At 41.0% G+C, this 17,780-nt stretch carries 16 protein-coding genes; 3 read left to right on the plus strand and 13 right to left on the minus strand.

Features of this window, described 5'->3' with window-relative positions:
• Nucleotides 1–11: 11 nt before the first annotated feature.
• The 3 genes from opp3C to C4B60_RS02875 all read right to left on the minus strand — a co-directional run bounded on the left by opp3C (nucleotide 12) and on the right by C4B60_RS02875 (nucleotide 3,772).
• Nucleotides 12–1,037: an oligopeptide ABC transporter permease gene (gene opp3C, locus C4B60_RS02865; RefSeq protein ID WP_104056483.1), complete on the minus strand. Its 1,026-nt coding sequence runs from the start codon at nucleotides 1,035–1,037 to the stop codon at nucleotides 12–14.
• The gene (gene opp3b, locus C4B60_RS02870) at nucleotides 1,037–1,966 is read right to left on the minus strand and encodes an oligopeptide ABC transporter permease (RefSeq protein ID WP_104056484.1); all 930 of its coding nucleotides are present in this window, start codon (nucleotides 1,964–1,966) and stop codon (nucleotides 1,037–1,039) included. The genes opp3C and opp3b overlap by 1 nt, the downstream gene beginning before the upstream one ends.
• 120 nt (nucleotides 1,967–2,086) lie before the next feature.
• Entirely contained in the window at nucleotides 2,087–3,772 is a 1,686-nt protein-coding gene (locus tag C4B60_RS02875; RefSeq protein WP_104056485.1) for a peptide ABC transporter substrate-binding protein, read from the minus strand.
• Between the two features lie 226 nt (nucleotides 3,773–3,998).
• Here C4B60_RS02875 and C4B60_RS02880 point away from each other — a divergent pair, with 226 nt between their 5' ends.
• A complete protein-coding gene (locus tag C4B60_RS02880) occupies nucleotides 3,999–4,352 on the plus strand; it encodes a DUF3899 domain-containing protein (protein ID WP_104056486.1) in 354 nt (117 codons plus the stop codon).
• Between the two features lie 363 nt (nucleotides 4,353–4,715).
• Here the strand turns inward: C4B60_RS02880 and opp4C are convergent, their stop codons facing one another.
• From opp4C to C4B60_RS02925, 8 genes are all read right to left on the minus strand, one after another.
• Nucleotides 4,716–5,621 carry an oligopeptide ABC transporter permease gene (opp4C, locus tag C4B60_RS02890; protein WP_104056488.1) on the minus strand — a complete coding sequence of 302 codons (906 nt, stop codon included), beginning with the start codon at nucleotides 5,619–5,621 and terminating at the stop codon, nucleotides 4,716–4,718.
• A gap of 16 nt (nucleotides 5,622–5,637) precedes the next feature.
• The gene (opp4B, locus tag C4B60_RS02895; RefSeq protein ID WP_104056489.1) at nucleotides 5,638–6,603 is read right to left on the minus strand and encodes an oligopeptide ABC transporter permease; all 966 of its coding nucleotides are present in this window, start codon (nucleotides 6,601–6,603) and stop codon (nucleotides 5,638–5,640) included.
• Between the two features lie 35 nt (nucleotides 6,604–6,638).
• Nucleotides 6,639–8,360: an oligopeptide ABC transporter substrate-binding protein gene (opp4A, locus tag C4B60_RS02900; protein WP_104056490.1), complete on the minus strand. Its 1,722-nt coding sequence runs from the start codon at nucleotides 8,358–8,360 to the stop codon at nucleotides 6,639–6,641.
• 25 nt (nucleotides 8,361–8,385) lie between these two features.
• Nucleotides 8,386–9,399, minus strand: a complete 1,014-nt coding sequence (locus C4B60_RS02905) for an ABC transporter ATP-binding protein (RefSeq protein WP_104056491.1) — start codon at nucleotides 9,397–9,399, stop codon at nucleotides 8,386–8,388.
• On the minus strand, nucleotides 9,399–10,436 hold the full coding sequence (locus tag C4B60_RS02910) for an ABC transporter ATP-binding protein (RefSeq protein WP_104056492.1): 1,038 nt from the start codon (nucleotides 10,434–10,436) through the stop codon (nucleotides 9,399–9,401). The genes C4B60_RS02905 and C4B60_RS02910 overlap by 1 nt, the downstream gene beginning before the upstream one ends.
• A 336-nt stretch (nucleotides 10,437–10,772) precedes the next feature.
• Complete coding sequence (gene fabF, locus C4B60_RS02915) at nucleotides 10,773–12,014, minus strand: beta-ketoacyl-ACP synthase II (RefSeq protein ID WP_104056493.1); 1,242 nt, start codon at nucleotides 12,012–12,014, stop codon at nucleotides 10,773–10,775.
• Between the two features lie 59 nt (nucleotides 12,015–12,073).
• Nucleotides 12,074–13,009, minus strand: coding sequence for a beta-ketoacyl-ACP synthase III (locus tag C4B60_RS02920; protein WP_104056494.1), 936 nt, complete (start codon nucleotides 13,007–13,009; stop codon nucleotides 12,074–12,076).
• Nucleotides 13,010–13,187: 178 nt separating this feature from the next.
• Nucleotides 13,188–13,376: a ComZ family protein gene (locus tag C4B60_RS02925; RefSeq protein ID WP_104056495.1), complete on the minus strand. Its 189-nt coding sequence runs from the start codon at nucleotides 13,374–13,376 to the stop codon at nucleotides 13,188–13,190.
• Nucleotides 13,377–13,575: 199 nt separating this feature from the next.
• Between C4B60_RS02925 and C4B60_RS02930 the strand changes: the two genes are divergently transcribed.
• Nucleotides 13,576–13,758 carry a YjzD family protein gene (locus C4B60_RS02930; protein ID WP_104056496.1) on the plus strand — a complete coding sequence of 61 codons (183 nt, stop codon included), beginning with the start codon at nucleotides 13,576–13,578 and terminating at the stop codon, nucleotides 13,756–13,758.
• Between the two features lie 35 nt (nucleotides 13,759–13,793).
• Here the strand turns inward: C4B60_RS02930 and clpB are convergent, their stop codons facing one another.
• Nucleotides 13,794–16,379 (minus strand): ATP-dependent chaperone ClpB, encoded by a 2,586-nt coding sequence (gene clpB / locus C4B60_RS02935; RefSeq protein ID WP_104056497.1) that lies wholly within the window; start codon nucleotides 16,377–16,379, stop codon nucleotides 13,794–13,796.
• Nucleotides 16,380–16,526: 147 nt separating this feature from the next.
• Here clpB and C4B60_RS02940 point away from each other — a divergent pair, with 147 nt between their 5' ends.
• Nucleotides 16,527–17,363, plus strand: coding sequence for an undecaprenyl-diphosphate phosphatase (locus C4B60_RS02940; protein WP_104056498.1), 837 nt, complete (start codon nucleotides 16,527–16,529; stop codon nucleotides 17,361–17,363).
• Between the two features lie 48 nt (nucleotides 17,364–17,411).
• Here C4B60_RS02940 and C4B60_RS02945 read toward each other — a convergent pair whose 3' ends face one another.
• Nucleotides 17,412–17,720, minus strand: coding sequence for a metal-sulfur cluster assembly factor (locus C4B60_RS02945; protein WP_104056499.1), 309 nt, complete (start codon nucleotides 17,718–17,720; stop codon nucleotides 17,412–17,414).
• Nucleotides 17,721–17,780 lie beyond the last annotated feature (60 nt).

Genomic DNA, 17,780 nt, shown 5'->3' on the forward strand with positions numbered 1-17,780 from the left:
TTCACCTGCCTTTAATCTCTCATTTTAGGATCTAATGCGTCTCTTAGCCCATCTCCAAGTAAGTTAAACGTAACCATCAGTAGACTGATTACGATTGAAGGAATGATCAGCATATACGGATAAAGCAGCATCACCCTGAATCCATCCTCGATTAATGTCCCTAGTGAAGCATTAGGCGGCTTAAGACCTAATCCAATAAAACTTAAAAAGGCTTCAAAGAAAATGGCGCTAGGTATGGTAAACATCATATTAACGATAATTACCCCTACCATATTAGGCATCAGATGCTTGAAAATGATTCTATAATCAGTCGCTCCAAGAGTCTTAGATGCAAGAGCAAATTCCTGATTTTTAAGCTTTAGCACCTGCCCGCGCACTACCCTGGCCATCGTTACCCAGCCGGTAAGCGCTAAAGCAAGTGTAATCGCTAATATTCCGGGTTCAAGTATTAAGATCAGCAAAATCACGATTACTAAATTTGGTATACCAGAAAGAATCTCGATAATTCTCTGCATGATATTGTCGACCCGGCCTCCAAAATAGCCGGAAATCGCTCCGTATGAAACACCGATAACCATATCAATGGCAGTTGCCAGAAAAGCGATAAACAATGATATTCTTACTCCAAGCCATAATCTAGTGAAAAGATCACGACCTAGACTGTCTGTTCCAAACCAATACGATTCTGTAATTTGCCGGTCTTCATAAGGAGTTAAAATCGCTCCATCCCGGTTTTTTAAGGTGCCGTCAAATGGCAGCCAGCTAACATCTGCTACTGCTGCAATCCGCGGAGGCAAATTGGCGTGCTCTACATTTTGCTGAACGGTGTGACCGCTTAGATATGGACCAATTAATGCCATAATGATTAATAAGGTTAAAACAACAACACTGACAATCGCAGCTTTATTTTTCTTAACCCGAAGCCATGCATCCTGCCAGAAACTAAGGCTCGGCTTCTCAATTTTTTCAGCAAGCGACTCGTCAACTCTTTTAGGCTCAAACATCTCTTTTGGGATTCGTTTTATAGGATTCACCATCAGTTTTCTCCTCCTGACAGCCTGATACGCGGATCGATGATGCTGTATAAAATATCGACGATGAGAACGACAAAAATAAATAATGCGGCGAATAAAATAGTCGTACCCATGATAACCGGGTAATCCAATACATTAATCGACGTAACAAACTGCTCTCCTAAGCCCGGAATGGCAAAAACTCTTTCTACGACAAGAGATCCGGTGATTAGGCTGACCGCAAGAGGGCCAAGTACAGTAACTACTGGAATCAGAGCATTTCTGAGCGCATGCTTGAACGCAACCTCGAAGGATGATGCACCTTTTGCTCTGGCAAGAACGATATAATCCGATGACAGTACTTCAATCATTTCTGTTCTCATAAACCTCGCAGCAATTGAAATCGGGAAGATTGCCAGCGCAATCGTCGGAAGAATGGAATATTCATAGCCTCTCCAAAAAGCAACAGGAAACCATCCAAGGCGAACCGCTATAAAGTATTGCAGCATCGCAGCAAATACAAAGGAAGGGATTGATTTCCCAAGGACAGCAACAAGTGTTGAGCCGTAATCCATCCAGGTATTTTGCCTTAAAGCAGCAATGACACCAAGGATAATACCAAAAATAGTTCCAAATATCATTGCCTGTAATCCTAATGTGGCAGATGGACCGATTCGTTTCGCGATTAATTCTGTAACTGGTGTATTACTGAATTGAAAAGAAACACCAAGATCCCCCTGTAAAACATTTGTCATATATTTAAGATACTGAACCGGGACAGGCTGATCGAGTCCGTACTTTGCTGCCATAATAGCCCGCTGGGTTTCATTAAGCTTTGCAGCTGCTGAGAATGGTGAACCAGGGATTAATTTCATAAGAAAAAAGGTCAGCGAAATGACAATAAAAAGAGTTAAAAGCATTAACCCTATACGTTTTAACAAATATCCCACCACAGACACCTCCTATCATTTTAATCAAATATTCGACATATTCAGACAAAAGCTTTACAGAGCAAAAGAGAGTATATCAATTTCTATACACTCTCTTTTGACTCTAAAGTTATTAAAGTAACGTTATTCTCCGATTGAAACCGGGAAGTAGCTGTATTCAGGTCCTACAAAGTGATAAGTAAAATCTTTTACTTTTTCATTAACTAAAATGTTTGCCTGACGCTGATAAACAGGAATGATCGCTGCTTCTTCTTCAAGAAGAACTCTTTCTGCTTCCTGTAATGTTTCAAAACGCTTGCCTGGCTCATTTGCATAAGTTGACTCAGCATCTTTTAGTAATTGATCATATTTTTCACTTGAGAACGCCATGTGGTTGTTTCCGCCATCTGTAATCCAAAGGTCAGAGAAAGAAATTGGATCCAGGTAGTCAGGTCCCCAGCCAGCGAACTGGAGGTCATAGTCAAGTGCTTCATCGCGATCAAGACGAACGCTGAATGGAACACTTTCAAGCTTAATGGTTAAACCTTCAAGATTTTGTTGAAGCTGATCAGCAATAAACTCATCAGTCAGTTTTGCTGATTCAGTGTCTCCACCTAAGTAGCGAAGTTCAACTGTGTCAGTTCCAAGCTCTTCCAAGCCTTTTGCCCAAGCTTCTTTTGCAGCTTCAAGGTCATACTCAAGCATGTCCCCATTAGCTTCACGGAAATCTTCCCCAGTATCAGGGTTTGTAACGAATTCCTTAGGTACAGCATAGTTTGCAGGAATTGATCCATTGTTAAGAATGTTATCAGTTAACGCCTGCTTATTAATTGAAAGAGCAAGTGCTCTACGGATATTGATATTTTGAAGTGCTTCATTTGTCTGGTTCATTTTAATCCAGAAAACTGTAGGCTCTAACCATGAAACCATGTTTGGATCATCTTCGTATTGTGGAACTAAAGCAGATGAAAGCTTACTAGTGATGTCTGCTTCTCCTGCTTCATAAGCATTAACCGCTGTTTGCGGATCTTTTACTTCATTAAATGTAACCTTTTCAAGCGCTACATTTTCTGCATCCCAGTAATCTGTGTTTTTAGCGTATGTCCATTCTCCGTCAGTGCTTCCATCCCAGTTGTCTAAAACGAATGGTCCGTTATAAACAAGTGTAGCTGCGTTAGATGCATAGTTTTCGCCTTGTTCTTCAACAAAAGCCTGGTTTTGCGGGAAGAATGTCGGGAAAGCCATTAGAGACACGAAATAAGAGACAGGTTTTTCTAGTGTTACTTCAAGTGTTTTATCATCAACAGCTACTGCTCCAAGCGTTTCAGGAGCTGCACCGTCGTTGTAAACTTCAGAAGCGCCTTTAATTTTGCCTTCCATCAAGTAAGGTCCATAGCTTGAACCACTGTCAGGATTTAGAGCACGCTGCCAAGCATAGACAAAGTCATTAGCTGTAACAGGGTCTCCATTTGACCATACTGCATCTTCTTTGATTTTAAATGTGTAAACTGTACCTTCTTCATTAACTTCAGGTTCCCCTTCCGCTAACGCAGGAACTGGTTCCTGATCGGCACTTAAGCGATACAATCCTTCAAACACATTATTCATGGTTGTGAAGCTGATTGTATCTGAAGCAAGAATCGTGTCCATCGCAGGAATAGCCGATGTCTCCATTACCCGAAGTTCCTGTGGAACATCAGATGCAGTTTCCCCTGATTCATTACCTTCATTGTTTTCATTTTGTTCTTCAGCGGAGTCGCCTCCGTAGCAAGCTGACATGAAAACACTGACTACAAGCATTATTGCTAAAAGCAGCGAATACTTTTTCATCTGTAAACCCCCTAGTATTTGTCTGAAAATTATTACAAGATTTATTATACTCGCATTTTTAAATTTGTATATATTTTTTCTAAAATATTTATTAAAATTTTTAGTTTTTTTATTTTATTACTATAATTTAAGCATCCTAGTTGTATATTTTAACTGATTATTAGTAATTGAAAACTTACTCTTATAGTATTACACTTAGTCAAGATATTATAAGGAGTGTTTATAATTGAATAAGTTAGTTTATATCCTTCTTGCGGCCGGTTATGCCGTAAGCTTTCTTATTATAATACTGTATTACAAGAGCATCACTCTGCTTACTTTCATCAACTCCACGTTTTTTACTGGCGGCTTCTACCTGTTTGCAGCCTTAATAGCGCTGGTTCTCAGCAGCGGCCTATTTGATATAGTCGCCAACAGCTTCAGGAGAACTTTTTCTATGGCGGCCCCGATGAAAAAAGAAGAAGCAGAAGAAATGAGAAGCGTCTCCCAGGCCATAAGCGGATTTCCGATCAGGTCATTATTTATTAGCGGCAGTATAATATTAGTGAGTATGGCTATCGCCTTACTGCTATATTATTAATGAAAAATTAAATATTTTCATTATCCTCATATAGTATGCGCTATTTTTTGGAATATTAATGCAATTTATATTCCTGTAATAATATTTTGTTTTACTGATTAAGGAATCTATTTTTTTGAGAAATAGTGAGATTTTGTCTAATAAATTTCTCAAGCTCTTATATTCTATACACTCTGCTTCAAACCGACGCTTCCTCGGGCGGGGTGAGCTAATTTGCTTCGCTAGTGTATCTCGAGCTCCCTCTTCATCCTGCGATAGACGTCGCATTTCGCTCCGTTCTCCTCACGTTTCTAAAATGATTTTAAGTCTCTGCTAAAATAAAAAGACGCATAGCCTCATAAACCGGGCCATACGTCTTTTTTATTATCTTTGTGATTTCGGATTAAATGCATCCTTTAAGCCTTCTCCAATGAAATTAATGGAGAGTATTGTTATAACCAATATGATAGCCGGCGGCATCCAGATCCATGGCTTATCCCGGAGTACATCTGCTTCCTGTGACGCTGAAAGCATATTCCCCCAGCTAGGAATCGATTGCGGTACACCAAAACCCAGGAAACTTAAAGCTGACTCTGCTACGATCATGCTGGCGAATAAAATGGTTGCCTGTACAATAATCGTAGAAAGTACATTTGGCAGCAGATGCCTGATGATGACTTTTGAGGGCTTACATCCAATAGAGATGGCAGCCAGGATATATTCATTTTCTTTCTCAGCGAGTATCTTACTCCTGACAATACGAGCTACTCCTCCCCAGCTAAGGAGACTGATCACTCCGATTAATACATACAAGCCATTTACTATCCCAAAAAGAATCGTATTTAAGACGATAACAAATACAAGGAATGGAAAATTTAACACAAAGTCTGTAAAGCGCATTAGTATGCTATCAACTACACCGCCATAAAATCCTGCAATTGAACCTACCACTGTTCCAAACAGAATAACGAGTGCAGTACATGAAAAACCGACAACTAATGAAATTCTTCCACCATACAGTAAGCGGGTAAATACATCCCGCCCGGATTTATCGGTACCGAGGACGTGTTCTCCGCCGGGCTCTAAAGACATTAGACTAATATTGACCTTGGTAATATCCTGCGTCGTGATATATGGCGCAAGAAAAGAAAAGATAATAACCGTTAACAAGAAAAAGCTACTAATCATTGCCAGCTTATTGCGAAGAAATTTCCGTCTTGCAATCGCAAAAGGAGACATATTAATGGATTTTTCCTGGGGTTTAGCGGTTCCTGCAGTAACGTTCACCATTTTTACTCCTCCTTCATTAATCTAGACGAATTCTTGGATCAACTACACCATATAAAATGTCGGCAATTAAATTTCCAACTAACGTTAATAGCGACAACAGCAGTGTGATCGCCATCATTGTTGGATAATCATTAGAAGTTACCGAGGTCAGGAATAACTGTCCAATTCCCGGATAAGTAAAAATCGTCTCAGTAATAATTGCCCCGCTTATGATCGTTGCTATATCAAAGCCAAGAAATGTGATTAATGGAATGATCGAGTTGCGCAAAATATGAACATTATAAATTTTAGAGGTCGAGGTCCCTTTTGCACGGGCAGTCCGGACAAAATCCTTGCGACTGTTTTCTATAATATCATTACGCAAAAACTGCGTATAGCTTGCAGTAGCCAACGCTCCCAGTACTATAGCCGGCATAATTACATGGTGAAGACGACTCATCCAGTAATCAAACGTACCTTGTGGTATACGAATATCGACTGACCCGGCGTATGGAGTCCACCCTAAATTAAAGGAGAAAATATAAATCGCGAAAACCCCCGCGATAAAGGACGGTATGGCCAATCCAAGATAATTTATGCCCCCGATAAGATGGTCACCGATGGTGTAGGGCTTCCTACCGGCAAAAATCCCCATTGCAAAGGCTAAGATATAGGTGATAACAAGTGAGGTTACTCCAAGAAAGACTGTGTTAGGCAATCTTTCCAAAATTAAATCTGAGACTGGCATTTTATATCGTGTTGATTTTCCAAAGTCACCTTGAACAAAAGAACTGATCCAATTGAAATATTGAACAGGAAGAGGATCGTTGTAGCCTAATTTCTCTCTCATCTCTGCAATATATTGCGGGTTAGTGTTGTTCGGATCAATTTCTCCAGAGAGAGAATCTCCTGGCATTGCTTTAGCCAGGAGAAACACTACTATGGAGATAAGGAGAAGCATTGGAATCATGCCGATTAAACGGCGAATGGTATACTTTAGCATGTTAATTCTCCTTATCTAACATTACTGCAAATTAATTAGTCTGTTACAGACCACTCATGAGGGCTGTTAGGACCTGATACGTCATAAGTTACATTTTGAACGCGATCACTATGTGCAACAATTTCTTCTAATTCACTAATGAAGATCATAGGAACATCTTCAGAGATCAGCTTCTGCCATTCTGCGTAAATGTCTGCACGTGCCTGCTCGTCATCGCCTACAATTTCTAAGTTAAGAGCATCAGCAAGCAATTTGTCAGACTCTTCATTTTTGTAACGTGGGTAGTTCCAGATTTTATCTGATCCCCATAGTCCAGTTGGATCCGGGTCAGATCCTGTACTCCATCCACCAAAGAATGTTTCAATAGCCGGGTCATCTTTTTCAACCATATCGTAGTAAAGGTTAACTTCTGTCATTTCAACTTCTGCTTGAATTCCAACTTCCTGCCAATATTGAACAATCGCTTGTGCACGAGTTTCAAATGTCGGGTTAGTTGTTTGGTAATGAGAGAATTTAACAACAAATTCTTCTCCGTTTGGATCTTCAACAAATCCGTCATCATTTGTATCCTCATATCCAGCTTCTGCAAGAAGTTCTCTTGCTTTCTCCGGATCATACTCATAAGCTGTTAGCTCAGAAGAATCTGCGGCAATCCAGTGGTTTGATGGAACCGGTCCATCAACTGGAGTACCGTAACCGAAGAAGAATGCATCGATCCACTCCTGACGGTTGATTGCGTGAGCCATTGCTCTACGAAGGTTTACATCAGCATATTTTTCTTTATCTTCTGTAATTTCATTTGTTTCAGCATTGAATGTTCCAAGTTTAAAGCCAATGTAGTAATAAGAGAGACCTGGATATGTAATAACTTCTACATTATCCAATGCTTCTACTTCTTCGCCGTTAACTGGAGCAAGAGAAATCATATCAATATCACCTTGGCCTAATGCGCCAACTACAGTTGAACTGTCAAGAACCTGAACGACGATGCTATCAAGATTCGGCTCGCCTCTCCAGTAATCTTCAAACTTAACAAGCTGCATTGACTCACCAGGGACAATGCTTTCAACTTTGAAAGGTCCAAGTCCGATTGGGTTTTGACGAACCTGTGGAGAAGCTGACATTTCAGCTACAGGAATATCTTCAAACTGAGCACGTGACAAAGGATAAGACCATAGGTTTACTAGGTTGTTAACACGAGCTTCGTCAAATGTAATTTCAATTGTATACTCATCAATTACATTTAGACCTGAAATGCTGTCTGCTTCACCAGCACGGTATGCAGGAGCACCTTCAATAGTTTCTACATTTGTATACCGTGAACCATCGTAGTCAGGGTCTGAAAGTGTCTCGATAGCAAATACCCAGTCTTCAACAGTCAGTTCAACGCCATCCTGCCACATTACACCCTGTTCGAATGTAAATGTGAAGACTTTATTATCTTCAGTTTCCCAAGAAGCGATCCCTGGCTCAGGCTGAAGGTTTTCATCATAAGTAATTAGAGACTCATCAGTTAAGGTAAGAATCTCAGCGTCAGTCGCAATACCATAAAAGTTTGGATTAAAAATGCCCTCAGGAGCAGTTTCAAATCCGTAGGTCAGAGTACCGCCGGAAGTAGCTTCCCCTTCTTCTCCTTCAGGTGCTTCATTTTCATTGTTGTTGTCATTTTCTGATGCGCTATCTCCACTACATGCTGCAAGGAATGCAGACAATGCCAGCATTATAGCCAGCAGTAATCCTAACGGCTTCTTTTTCATTCTGTTCCCCCCAATAAGTTGTTTGTTAATAAAGAATACATGCTACGTGATGACCAGGTTTCACCTCCTTTAATATAGGCTTAACCTTCGAGCATTCTTCCTTCGCCATAGGGCAGCGCGTATGGAACGGACAGCCGCTTGGCGGATTTTGCGGACTTGGAACATCTCCCTGAAGAATGATACGTTTTTTTCTTTTCTTAGGGTTTGGTTCCGGTATGGCTGAGATCAAAGCCTGCGTATACGGATGAAGCGGCTCAGCATACAGACTGTCATTGGTCGCAATTTCGACCAGATTGCCAAGGTACATAACACCGATTCGGTCACTCATATGTTTAACCACACTCAAGTCATGTGCGATAAACAAATATGTTAGCTTAAATTCATCCTGAAGCTCTTTTAATAGATTTAACACCTGTGACTGAACTGACACATCAAGCGCTGATACGGGCTCATCCGCGATGATCAGCTTTGGCTTTAGCGCAAGTGCACGGGCAATCCCGATACGCTGACGCTGACCGCCTGAAAATTCATGACCGTATTTGTGATAAGCTTCCGGCGGAAGTCCAACCCTTGATAAAAGGTCCATGACTTCATCCTTAATGTCTTTCTTACTCATAGATTTATAATTTTTAAGCGGCTCAGAGATGATTTCCCCTACACTTTGGGTAGGGTTTAATGAGGCATACGGATCCTGAAATACCATTTGAAAATCCTGTCTTGCTTTGCGAAGGCGTGTACCGCTGATCGTTGTAATATCTTTTCCTTCAAAGATAATTTTGCCTTCAGTCGGCTTTAACAGGCGCAGAATGGTTCTGCCGGTCGTTGATTTCCCACATCCTGATTCTCCAACGAGTCCAAGCGTTTCTCCTTTATTAATTGTAAAGGAGATATCATCAACCGCCTTTACATTGCCGACTGTGCGCTTTAAAAAACCGCCTTTTACAGGATAATAGGTTTTAAGATTTTGAATATCCAATAATACTTCTTTATCTGTTTTGGGTTTAGTAGAAATTCCTTTTTCTGCTTCGATTTTATTCATTATTCAACTACCCTTTCCAAAGGCTTCTTGATGGTATTTGAGTTTTCATAAAGCAGGCACGCTACTTCGTGGTTTGGATCATCTTCGAATAATTGTGGAGTGATCGTTACACATTCAGGCATTGCCTTTGGGCAGCGATTTGCAAAACGGCAGCCAACCTGCGGCATATTCTGAATAGAAGGAACGAGTCCTTCAATAGTTGCAAGCTTTTCTTTTCTTTCATCCATCGTAGGGATTGCTCCCATTAAAAGCTGAGTGTAAGGGTGCTTAGGGTCTTCAAACAATACTTCAACGTCAGCACGTTCCACTATTTTCCCGGCATACATAACAATGACCTCGTCACAAATTTCTGAGACGACGCCTAAATCATGCGTAATCATAATGATGGACATATCATTTACTTCCTGGATATCTTTTAACAGCTCTAAAATCTGTGCCTGGACTGTAACATCCAAAGCCGTGGTAGGTTCATCTGCAATTAAAAGCTTAGGCTGGCAGGCAATGGCCATGGAGATCATGACCCTCTGTCTCATTCCGCCGGAAAGCTGGTGGGGATATTCGTCTACAATTTTTTCCGGGCGTGGGATTCCTACGCTCTTTAATAGAGCAACACTTTTTAAACGCGCTTCTTTTTTACTTATATTTTCATGGTTCAGCAAGACTTCCTCTAACTGATAACCTATAGTGAATACCGGATTAAGAGCTGTCATCGGCTCCTGGAAAATCATTGAAATTTCTTTTCCGCGAATCTTGTTCATTTCACGTTCAGAGAGTTTTTCAATATTTCTTCCTTCAAACTTAATTTCTCCGCCTCTTATTTTTCCAATTCCCTGAGGTAGAAGCTGCATTACGGACAGGGACATTACACTTTTCCCACAGCCAGACTCTCCGACTATTCCGACAATTTTTCGGCGATCGACATTAAAGGATACTTTCTCCACAGCGTTATAGTAATTTTTACCAATTTTAAACCCTGTTTGAAGCTCTTTAATCTCAAGTAGCGGTGTCTCACTTTGTCCTGTATTTGATCTAGCCATTTAAACACCTCTAATATTTCTTATTTTCAATCAATTTATATTATTTGTATAAAATACTATTACAATGAGATTACAATTTCAACTTATTTTTGCTAAATTATTTATTTTATATTTTAAGTTTTTTGAAAATTTGTTGATATGGCTGGCTTTTCAGGATGAATAGCTATTTAAAAAAATAATTTCACAGATTAATATTTTGTATTTATTAAGAATTTTTTACGTATTTTAGACATATAAGAATAATATTGTATTATATTGCAATATAACGTATGAATATACATTCATCACAAAAAAAGAGACGCACTTTATGTGCATCTCTCCTTAATGCCTTCTATTTTACTGATCCCATTTTCTGAAAACAATTGTTGCATTATGGCCACCGAAGCCTAATGAGTTGCTCATCGCTACTGCAATATCAGCTTTTTTTGCTTCATGCGGGACATAATCCAGATCGCATTCAGGGTCGGGGTTATCAAGGTTTATCGTAGGCGGAAGAACCTGATCCTTAAGTGCAAGGACAGTAAAGATGGCCTCGACTCCACCGGCAGCTCCAAGTAAATGGCCTGTCATTGATTTCGTTGAACTGACGGCTAATTGGTAAGCATGGCTTTCAAAAACTTCTTTTATCGCCATTGTTTCATATTTGTCGTTATAAGGTGTACTTGTACCATGTGCATTTATATACCCTACTTCTTGAGGGCTAATGCCTGCATCCTCAAGGGATTGTCTCATAGCACGCACACCGCCTTCCCCGCCCGGAGAAGGGGCAGTAATGTGGTAGGCATCTCCTGTGGAGCCATAGCCTACGATTTCTGCATAAATAGGTGCGTTTCTAGCGATTGCATGCTCCAGCTCCTCGAGTACGAGGATTCCTGCACCTTCCCCCATAACAAAACCGTCACGGTCTTTATCAAATGGACGGCTTGCTTTTGTAACGTCCTGATTTAACGTTAATGCAGTATTAGCTATGAAGCCTGCCATTGCCATCTGAGAGATGGGTGCTTCTGAACCGCCAGTGATCATTGCATCTGCGTCCCCGCGCTGGATAACCTTAAATGCATCTCCGATTGAATTCGTTCCGCTGGCACAGGCTGTTACTGTACAGGAATTCATTCCTTTTGCTCCTAAAGCGATTGACACCTGGCCTGCTGCCATATCAGGAATCATCATAGGCACAAAGAACGGACTGACTCTGCGATAGCCCCGATTTAAGAAAGTTTCAAATTGCTTTTCAAAGGTTTCCATGCCGCCAATACCGGAGCCGATCCATACACCAATGCGATCCGCATTAGACTCGTTAATGTCTAATTGGGCGTCTTTAACAGCCATTTTGGAAGAAACTACCGCATACTGAGTAAAACGGTCCATTTTTCTGGCTTCCTTCTTTTCCATATGATCCTCGATAGTAAAACCCTTCAATTCTCCTACTGCCGTTGCAGGAAAATCATCCTTGTTCAGTCTGGTTAGTTCACCGATTCCGGATTTCCCATTAATAATGCTGTTCCAGGAAGATTCGACATCATTCCCTACTGGAGAAACCATTCCTAATCCAGTGACTACTACACGACGTTTAGACATCTTAATCGTCAACTCCTCATTATCTTTTAATGTATTAGAAAGTACCTTCTATGAGTGTATTATTTTCCCCAGCGAAGTGCAATTGCTCCCCAAGTTAGTCCGCCGCCAAATCCGACCATCACTAAAAGATCGTCATCTTTTACCTTTCCATTTTCAATGTCTTCAACCAATGAAATTGGAATGGAGGCTGCAGATGTATTGCCGTATTTATTTACAGTTTTCGACATTTTTTCTACTGGAAGCTCTAAGCGCTGTCTTGCCGCTTCCATGATTCTGATATTGGCCTGATGAGGAATTAAGTAATCGACATCTTCTTTTGTTAAGCCTGCTTTTTCAAGGACTTTTATGCTGGATTCACCCATTTGTCTTACAGCAAATTTAAATACCTCCCGGCCATTCATGACAAGACCATCCGGCCCCTGGTATAAATGCTCTCCACCTGTGCCATCTGAACCAAGATCATAGGAAAGAATTCCTCTGTCGCCGCTGACAGGACCTAATACCATGGCCCCTGCACCATCACCGAACAGGACAGCAGTATTGCGGTCATTCCAGTTCGTAATTTTGCTCAGCTTTTCAACCCCAACGACAAGGACATGCTTATAGCCGCCATTTTCTATAAATTGCTGGGCAGTAATCATCCCATACATAAACCCTGCACAAGCAGCGGAAATGTCCATGGCTGCTGCTTTCGTAGCGCCTAGTTTTTCCTGAAGCATGCAGGAAACGGATGGAAAAGGCTGATCCGGCGTAACTGTCGCAACCAGAATCAAATCAATTTCACCAGCGTCTACGCCTGCATTTCTTAATGCTTCCGCTGCAGCACCATAAGCCATATCAGAAGTATCCACATCATCATCTGCAAAACGTCTTTCTTCTATTCCAGTCCGTGTGCGAATCCATTCATCAGAAGTATCCATCTTTTTTTCAAGATCCACGTTGGTAACCACATTAGCAGGGATATATCTCCCTATTCCCCATGCTCCAGCACGCATTAAAATTCCTTCTTTCTATTAGTTTAGCTTATTTAAAAACATACATATTAGCTATTATTATGACTTGGTACTAATATTATATCAATACAAATAATATTTCAAGAATTATACGATTAGAACGCCATTTTCCATACAAAAGCCTGCAGCATAATATGCTGCAGGCCTGTCAGTTAATTATTCAGTTATTTTCTCCTGCTTCTTTTTTTCCAAGCTCATAGGCATCATTCATCGCTTTTGCAAACAATCCCATAAACGGCTGCAAGGATTCGATTGAAACTTCGATTCCAGCCTGCTCCATTCTTTCCTTTGCTTCCGGCAGGTACTTCATGGCAATTTGCATGAATTCCATTGTTTTATCAGTTGCCATTTTATTTCACTCCTTCATCATCAATCTGAAGATTTTTTCACTGCCTTTTTAGTTTATCTTAATTTTATCGAACTTTCCATCTTTAGACGGCCCCTGAGGAATTATTGAGTTCTTTATTTATTTTACAAAAAACTGTGGTAAAATTGTAAAAGAGCTTAGATGAATGAAAGCGATCTATTTTTGAAATGAGGTGACAGTAATGTCATACATTTGGGCATTTATTTGGGCGTTCCTATTGATTCATATGACAACGTACGTAGTTAGTTCTATGAATGGTGTAGCTTATGAGTTTGGCACTGCTACGATTATAGCTGTGGCAACAACTATAGCGCTTTATATTATAGGAGCTGTAATTCCAAAACCGCATGTGGAACAGCATTAAAAAATCCTGATCCCCTAAAAAGGGATCAGGATTTTTTATTTTATTCTGATTCTGTTTTCTTCAAGTATCAGCTCAACCTTTTGGTGAGGTAAAATAGTCCCTTTCACCAATTCTTTTGCGAGCAGTGTTTCAATTTCTTTTTGAATATATCTCTTAAGAGGCCGTGCACCAAATGAAGGATCATAGGCTGCTCCAGCGATAAATTCTGCTACGTCTTCATTAATTACTAAATGAATATGCTGATCAGCCAGCCGCTCGCTGAGTTCCTCAGTCATTTTTCTAACGATTCCTTTCATCTGCTCATGACCGAGAGGATTAAATAAGACAATATCATCAATCCGATTTAACAGCTCCGGTCTGAAATGATTTCTGAGCTCTTTCATCACTCTATCTTTAACAAGGTTATTTTCATTTGGAGAGTCTTCCAACATGTAGGTTGACCCAATATTAGACGTCATGATAATAATTGTATTTCTGAAGTCTACTGTTCTTCCTTTAGAGTCCGTAATGCGGCCGTCATCGAGCATTTGAAGCAAAATGTTAAAAACTTCAGGATGCGCTTTTTCGATTTCATCAAGAAGTATAACGGAATAAGGCTTACGTCTTACAGCCTCTGTCAGCTGACCGCCTTCTTCATATCCTACATATCCCGGCGGTGCTCCGATCAGTCTTGCAACAGCATGCTTTTCCATGTACTCGGACATATCAATCCTGATCATCTGCTGCTCACTGTCAAACAGGGTGTGGGCAAGTGCTTTGGCAAGTTCTGTTTTCCCTACTCCTGTCGGGCCTAAAAAGATAAATGAGCCAATCGGTCTGTCAGGATCTTTTATGCCTGCTCTGGCGCGGATAACGGCCTCACTCACTGCTGTAACGGCTTCGTTCTGACCGATTACACGCTTAGTTAAGATTTCTTCAAGTCTTAGAAGCTTGTCCCGCTCGCCCTCCATAAGCCGATCAACGGGAATCCCTGTCCACCTTGCTACAATATTGGCTATTTCATCTTCTGTTACTTCCTCCCGAAGAAGCCTGTCTTCTTTATTATGGCTTGTTACCTGCTCCTCAAGTGTTTTCAGATCTTTTTCTACTGAAGGGATTTTTCCGTGCTTAAGCTCAGCTGCCTTCGATAAGTTATACTCACCTTCCGCTTCCTCAAGCTCTCTTCTTAGTTGATCAAGCTCTTCTCTTTTTTGCTGAAGAATGAGTATGGACTGCTTTTCATCTTCCCATTTGGAGCGCATTGCATCGCTTTTTTCCCTCAGGTTTGAAAGCTCTTCCCTTAATACGGCAAGTCGTTCCTGGCTGGCTAAGTCATTCTCTTTAGACAGGGCAGCCTCTTCAATCTCAAGCTGCATAACACGACGCGTTGATTCATCGAGCTCCTGCGGCATGGAATCAATCTCTGTACGGATCATAGCGCAGGCTTCATCCATTAAATCAATCGCTTTATCCGGAAGAAAACGATCCGTTATATAACGTGAAGAGAGCGAGACGGCAGCTACTAGCGCCCTATCATGAATATTAACGCCGTGATGAATTTCAAAGCGTTCCTTTAATCCGCGCAAAATGGAAACCGTATCCTCTTCATCCGGCTCCTGTACCAGCACCTGCTGGAAACGGCGTTCAAGCGCAGGGTCTTTTTCGATATATTGTCTATGTTCATTTAAAGTCGTGGCACCGATACAGTGTACTTCTCCTCTTGCAAGCATCGGCTTTAAAATATTACCAGCATCCATTGCCCCTTCTGATTTACCTGCTCCTACAATTGTATGGAGTTCATCAATAAACAGCAGAATTCTGCCTTCACTTTTTTTAACCTCCGCTAAAACGGCTTTAAGCCTTTCTTCAAATTCCCCCCTGAATTTTGCTCCTGCTACAAGGGCGCTCATATCGAGCTCAAACACTGTTTTATCCTTTAAGCCTTCAGGTACATCCTTTCTCACAATCCGCTGAGCCAGGCCTTCTACAATGGCTGTCTTCCCTACACCAGGCTCTCCGATCAAAACGGGATTGTTTTTTGTTTTCCGGGAGAGAATCCGAATAACATGCCTTATCTCGGCGTCGCGCCCGATAACAGGGTCCATTTTGCCTTTGCGGACTTCTTCAACGAGGTCGCGTCCGTATTTTGTTAATGCTTCATATGTGTTTTCAGGACTTTGGGTTGTCACTCTTCTTCCTCCTCTAATGGAATCAATGCATTCTTTTATTAGTGAAAAGGTAATGTTTTTAGTTTGTAAATAGGTAACGGTTGAATTAGAAGGAAGTTTCATCAAAGCGAGAATTAAATGCTCAACAGAAACATAATCATCCCCATACTCCTTCTTAGGTTCCTCCGCAAACTTAAACCATGAATAAACTTCATTCGATAAATGAGCGCCAAGCTGGCTGCTGTCTCCAGCAAAAGTTGGGAATCCTGCTATCTTGGCAGAAACTGTATTAAGCAGTCCGTCCAAATCCACCTGAGCCCGTGAAAAAATCTGCGGGGCAAGTCCTTCGTGATCTTTCAGTAAAGCGAATATTATATGTTCAGTTTCAATGGTAGAATTTTTATGCTCTATTGCTTGTTCTTTACCTCCTACAATAGCTTCCTGAACCTTATGCGTCATTTCATCAAGTTTCATTAACTTCACCTCTTTGACCTTTACTGACCTTTTACTCATCGTAGCACTGTCTTCATGAAATTGTAAAGAAAATTGGCTTTACTTGGATTTGGTTAGATGGTTAAATAAACACTAGTGCTAAATTAGTGAGAGTAAGTGGAGGTTTCTATGGAATCAGAACAATTATTTCTATTATTAAAATATTTATTTTTAGGCTTATTTCAAGGCTTTACTGAGCCGATCCCAGTATCATCAAGCGGGCATTTGCTTTTAGCCCAGTATTTTTTAGGGGTCGAAATTGAAGGTGGAGAAGGCGGCGCTTTTACGTTCGAGCTTCTTGTCAATGCAGCTTCTCTTATTGCGGTTCTCTTAATTTTCCGTGAGGATATTAAGCGCCTCATCGTGCGGGGCTTAGGCTACATTAAAACAAAAAATCCTGAGGACAAGACAGAATTTGATTTTATTATCTATCTGCTGATTGGTACGATCCCTGCAGGAGTTATTGGTGTAGTGTTTGGTGATTACATAGCAGAAGCTACTGTTTCGATTGTGGCAGTAACACTTATGATTACCGGTCTCGCCTTGTTTTTAATCAGAAATCTCAGGGGTAAACGCGGTGAGGGTGGAATGACTTTAAAAGATGCTTTGATCATCGGGCTTGCACAGGCAATTGCGTTAATTCCCGGAATCAGCCGGAGCGGTGCAACCATCGTAGCTGCAATGGCACGGGGAATTCACCAGGAAACAGCGCTCAGATATTCTTTCCTGCTTTTCATTCCGGTGAGCCTTGGAGGAACTGTGCTGAGTTTGTCAGATCTGTTAAATAATGAGCATTTAGCTGACTTGTGGATTCCCTATTTGCTCGCATTTCTCGCGTCATTAGTCGCCTCATATTTTTCATTAAAGTGGTTTATGAATATTATGGCCAGAGGGAATTTAATTTATTTTGCGGTCTACTGTCTAGCAGTTGGTCCAATTGTTCTCCTTGTTCTTTATCTGCAATAAGTGAATTCAAAAAAAGAGATTACGCATTTTCGCGTAATCTCTTTTTTATCAGGTAATTCCTAATGCGATCTTTGCATAGCGTGACATGTTATCCTTGCTCCATGCTGGCGTCCAGACAATATTAACATCCACTTCGCCGACTTCAGGGATATCAGCAAGCGCTGCCTTAACCTGGTCCACAATAACCGGAGCAAGCGGACAGCCCATTGAAGTCAAAGTCATTTTTACCTCTGTTTTGCCTTCTTCTTCCTGAGTGACGTCATAAACCAAACCGAGGTTAACGATATCAATCCCAAGCTCCGGGTCGATGACCTGCTCCAAAGCGCCCATGATGCTCTCTTTTAGTTCCTGATCCATTTATCTCACTCCTCATACCATTTACTACTTACCATCATAGCAGACTTTTTAATCCGGTGA

Source organism: Jeotgalibacillus proteolyticus (genome assembly GCF_002926065.1).
In the GTDB taxonomy this organism is placed as follows: domain Bacteria; phylum Bacillota; class Bacilli; order Bacillales; family Jeotgalibacillaceae; genus Jeotgalibacillus; species Jeotgalibacillus proteolyticus.

Excerpts from the sequence above, each read along its gene's own strand:
- C4B60_RS02925 (WP_104056495.1), bottom strand. The coding sequence starts at position 13,376 with ATGGCAACTGATAAAACAATGGAATTCATGCAAATTGCCATGAAGTAC.
- C4B60_RS02945 (WP_104056499.1), bottom strand. The coding sequence starts at position 17,720 with ATGGATCAGGAACTAAAAGAGAGCATCATGGGCGCTTTGGAGCAGGTC.
- opp4A (WP_104056490.1), bottom strand. The coding sequence starts at position 8,360 with ATGAAAAAGAAGCCGTTAGGATTACTGCTGGCTATAATGCTGGCATTG.
- C4B60_RS02930 (WP_104056496.1), top strand. The coding sequence starts at position 13,576 with ATGTCATACATTTGGGCATTTATTTGGGCGTTCCTATTGATTCATATG.
- C4B60_RS02920 (WP_104056494.1), bottom strand. The coding sequence starts at position 13,009 with ATGCGTGCTGGAGCATGGGGAATAGGGAGATATATCCCTGCTAATGTG.
- clpB (WP_104056497.1), bottom strand. The coding sequence starts at position 16,379 with ATGAAACTTGATGAAATGACGCATAAGGTTCAGGAAGCTATTGTAGGA.
- C4B60_RS02940 (WP_104056498.1), top strand. The coding sequence starts at position 16,527 with ATGGAATCAGAACAATTATTTCTATTATTAAAATATTTATTTTTAGGC.
- C4B60_RS02875 (WP_104056485.1), bottom strand. The coding sequence starts at position 3,772 with ATGAAAAAGTATTCGCTGCTTTTAGCAATAATGCTTGTAGTCAGTGTT.
- opp4C (WP_104056488.1), bottom strand. The coding sequence starts at position 5,621 with ATGGTGAACGTTACTGCAGGAACCGCTAAACCCCAGGAAAAATCCATT.
- fabF (WP_104056493.1), bottom strand. The coding sequence starts at position 12,014 with ATGTCTAAACGTCGTGTAGTAGTCACTGGATTAGGAATGGTTTCTCCA.
- C4B60_RS02910 (WP_104056492.1), bottom strand. The coding sequence starts at position 10,436 with ATGGCTAGATCAAATACAGGACAAAGTGAGACACCGCTACTTGAGATT.
- opp4B (WP_104056489.1), bottom strand. The coding sequence starts at position 6,603 with ATGCTAAAGTATACCATTCGCCGTTTAATCGGCATGATTCCAATGCTT.
- opp3C (WP_104056483.1), bottom strand. The coding sequence starts at position 1,037 with ATGGTGAATCCTATAAAACGAATCCCAAAAGAGATGTTTGAGCCTAAA.
- C4B60_RS02905 (WP_104056491.1), bottom strand. The coding sequence starts at position 9,399 with ATGAATAAAATCGAAGCAGAAAAAGGAATTTCTACTAAACCCAAAACA.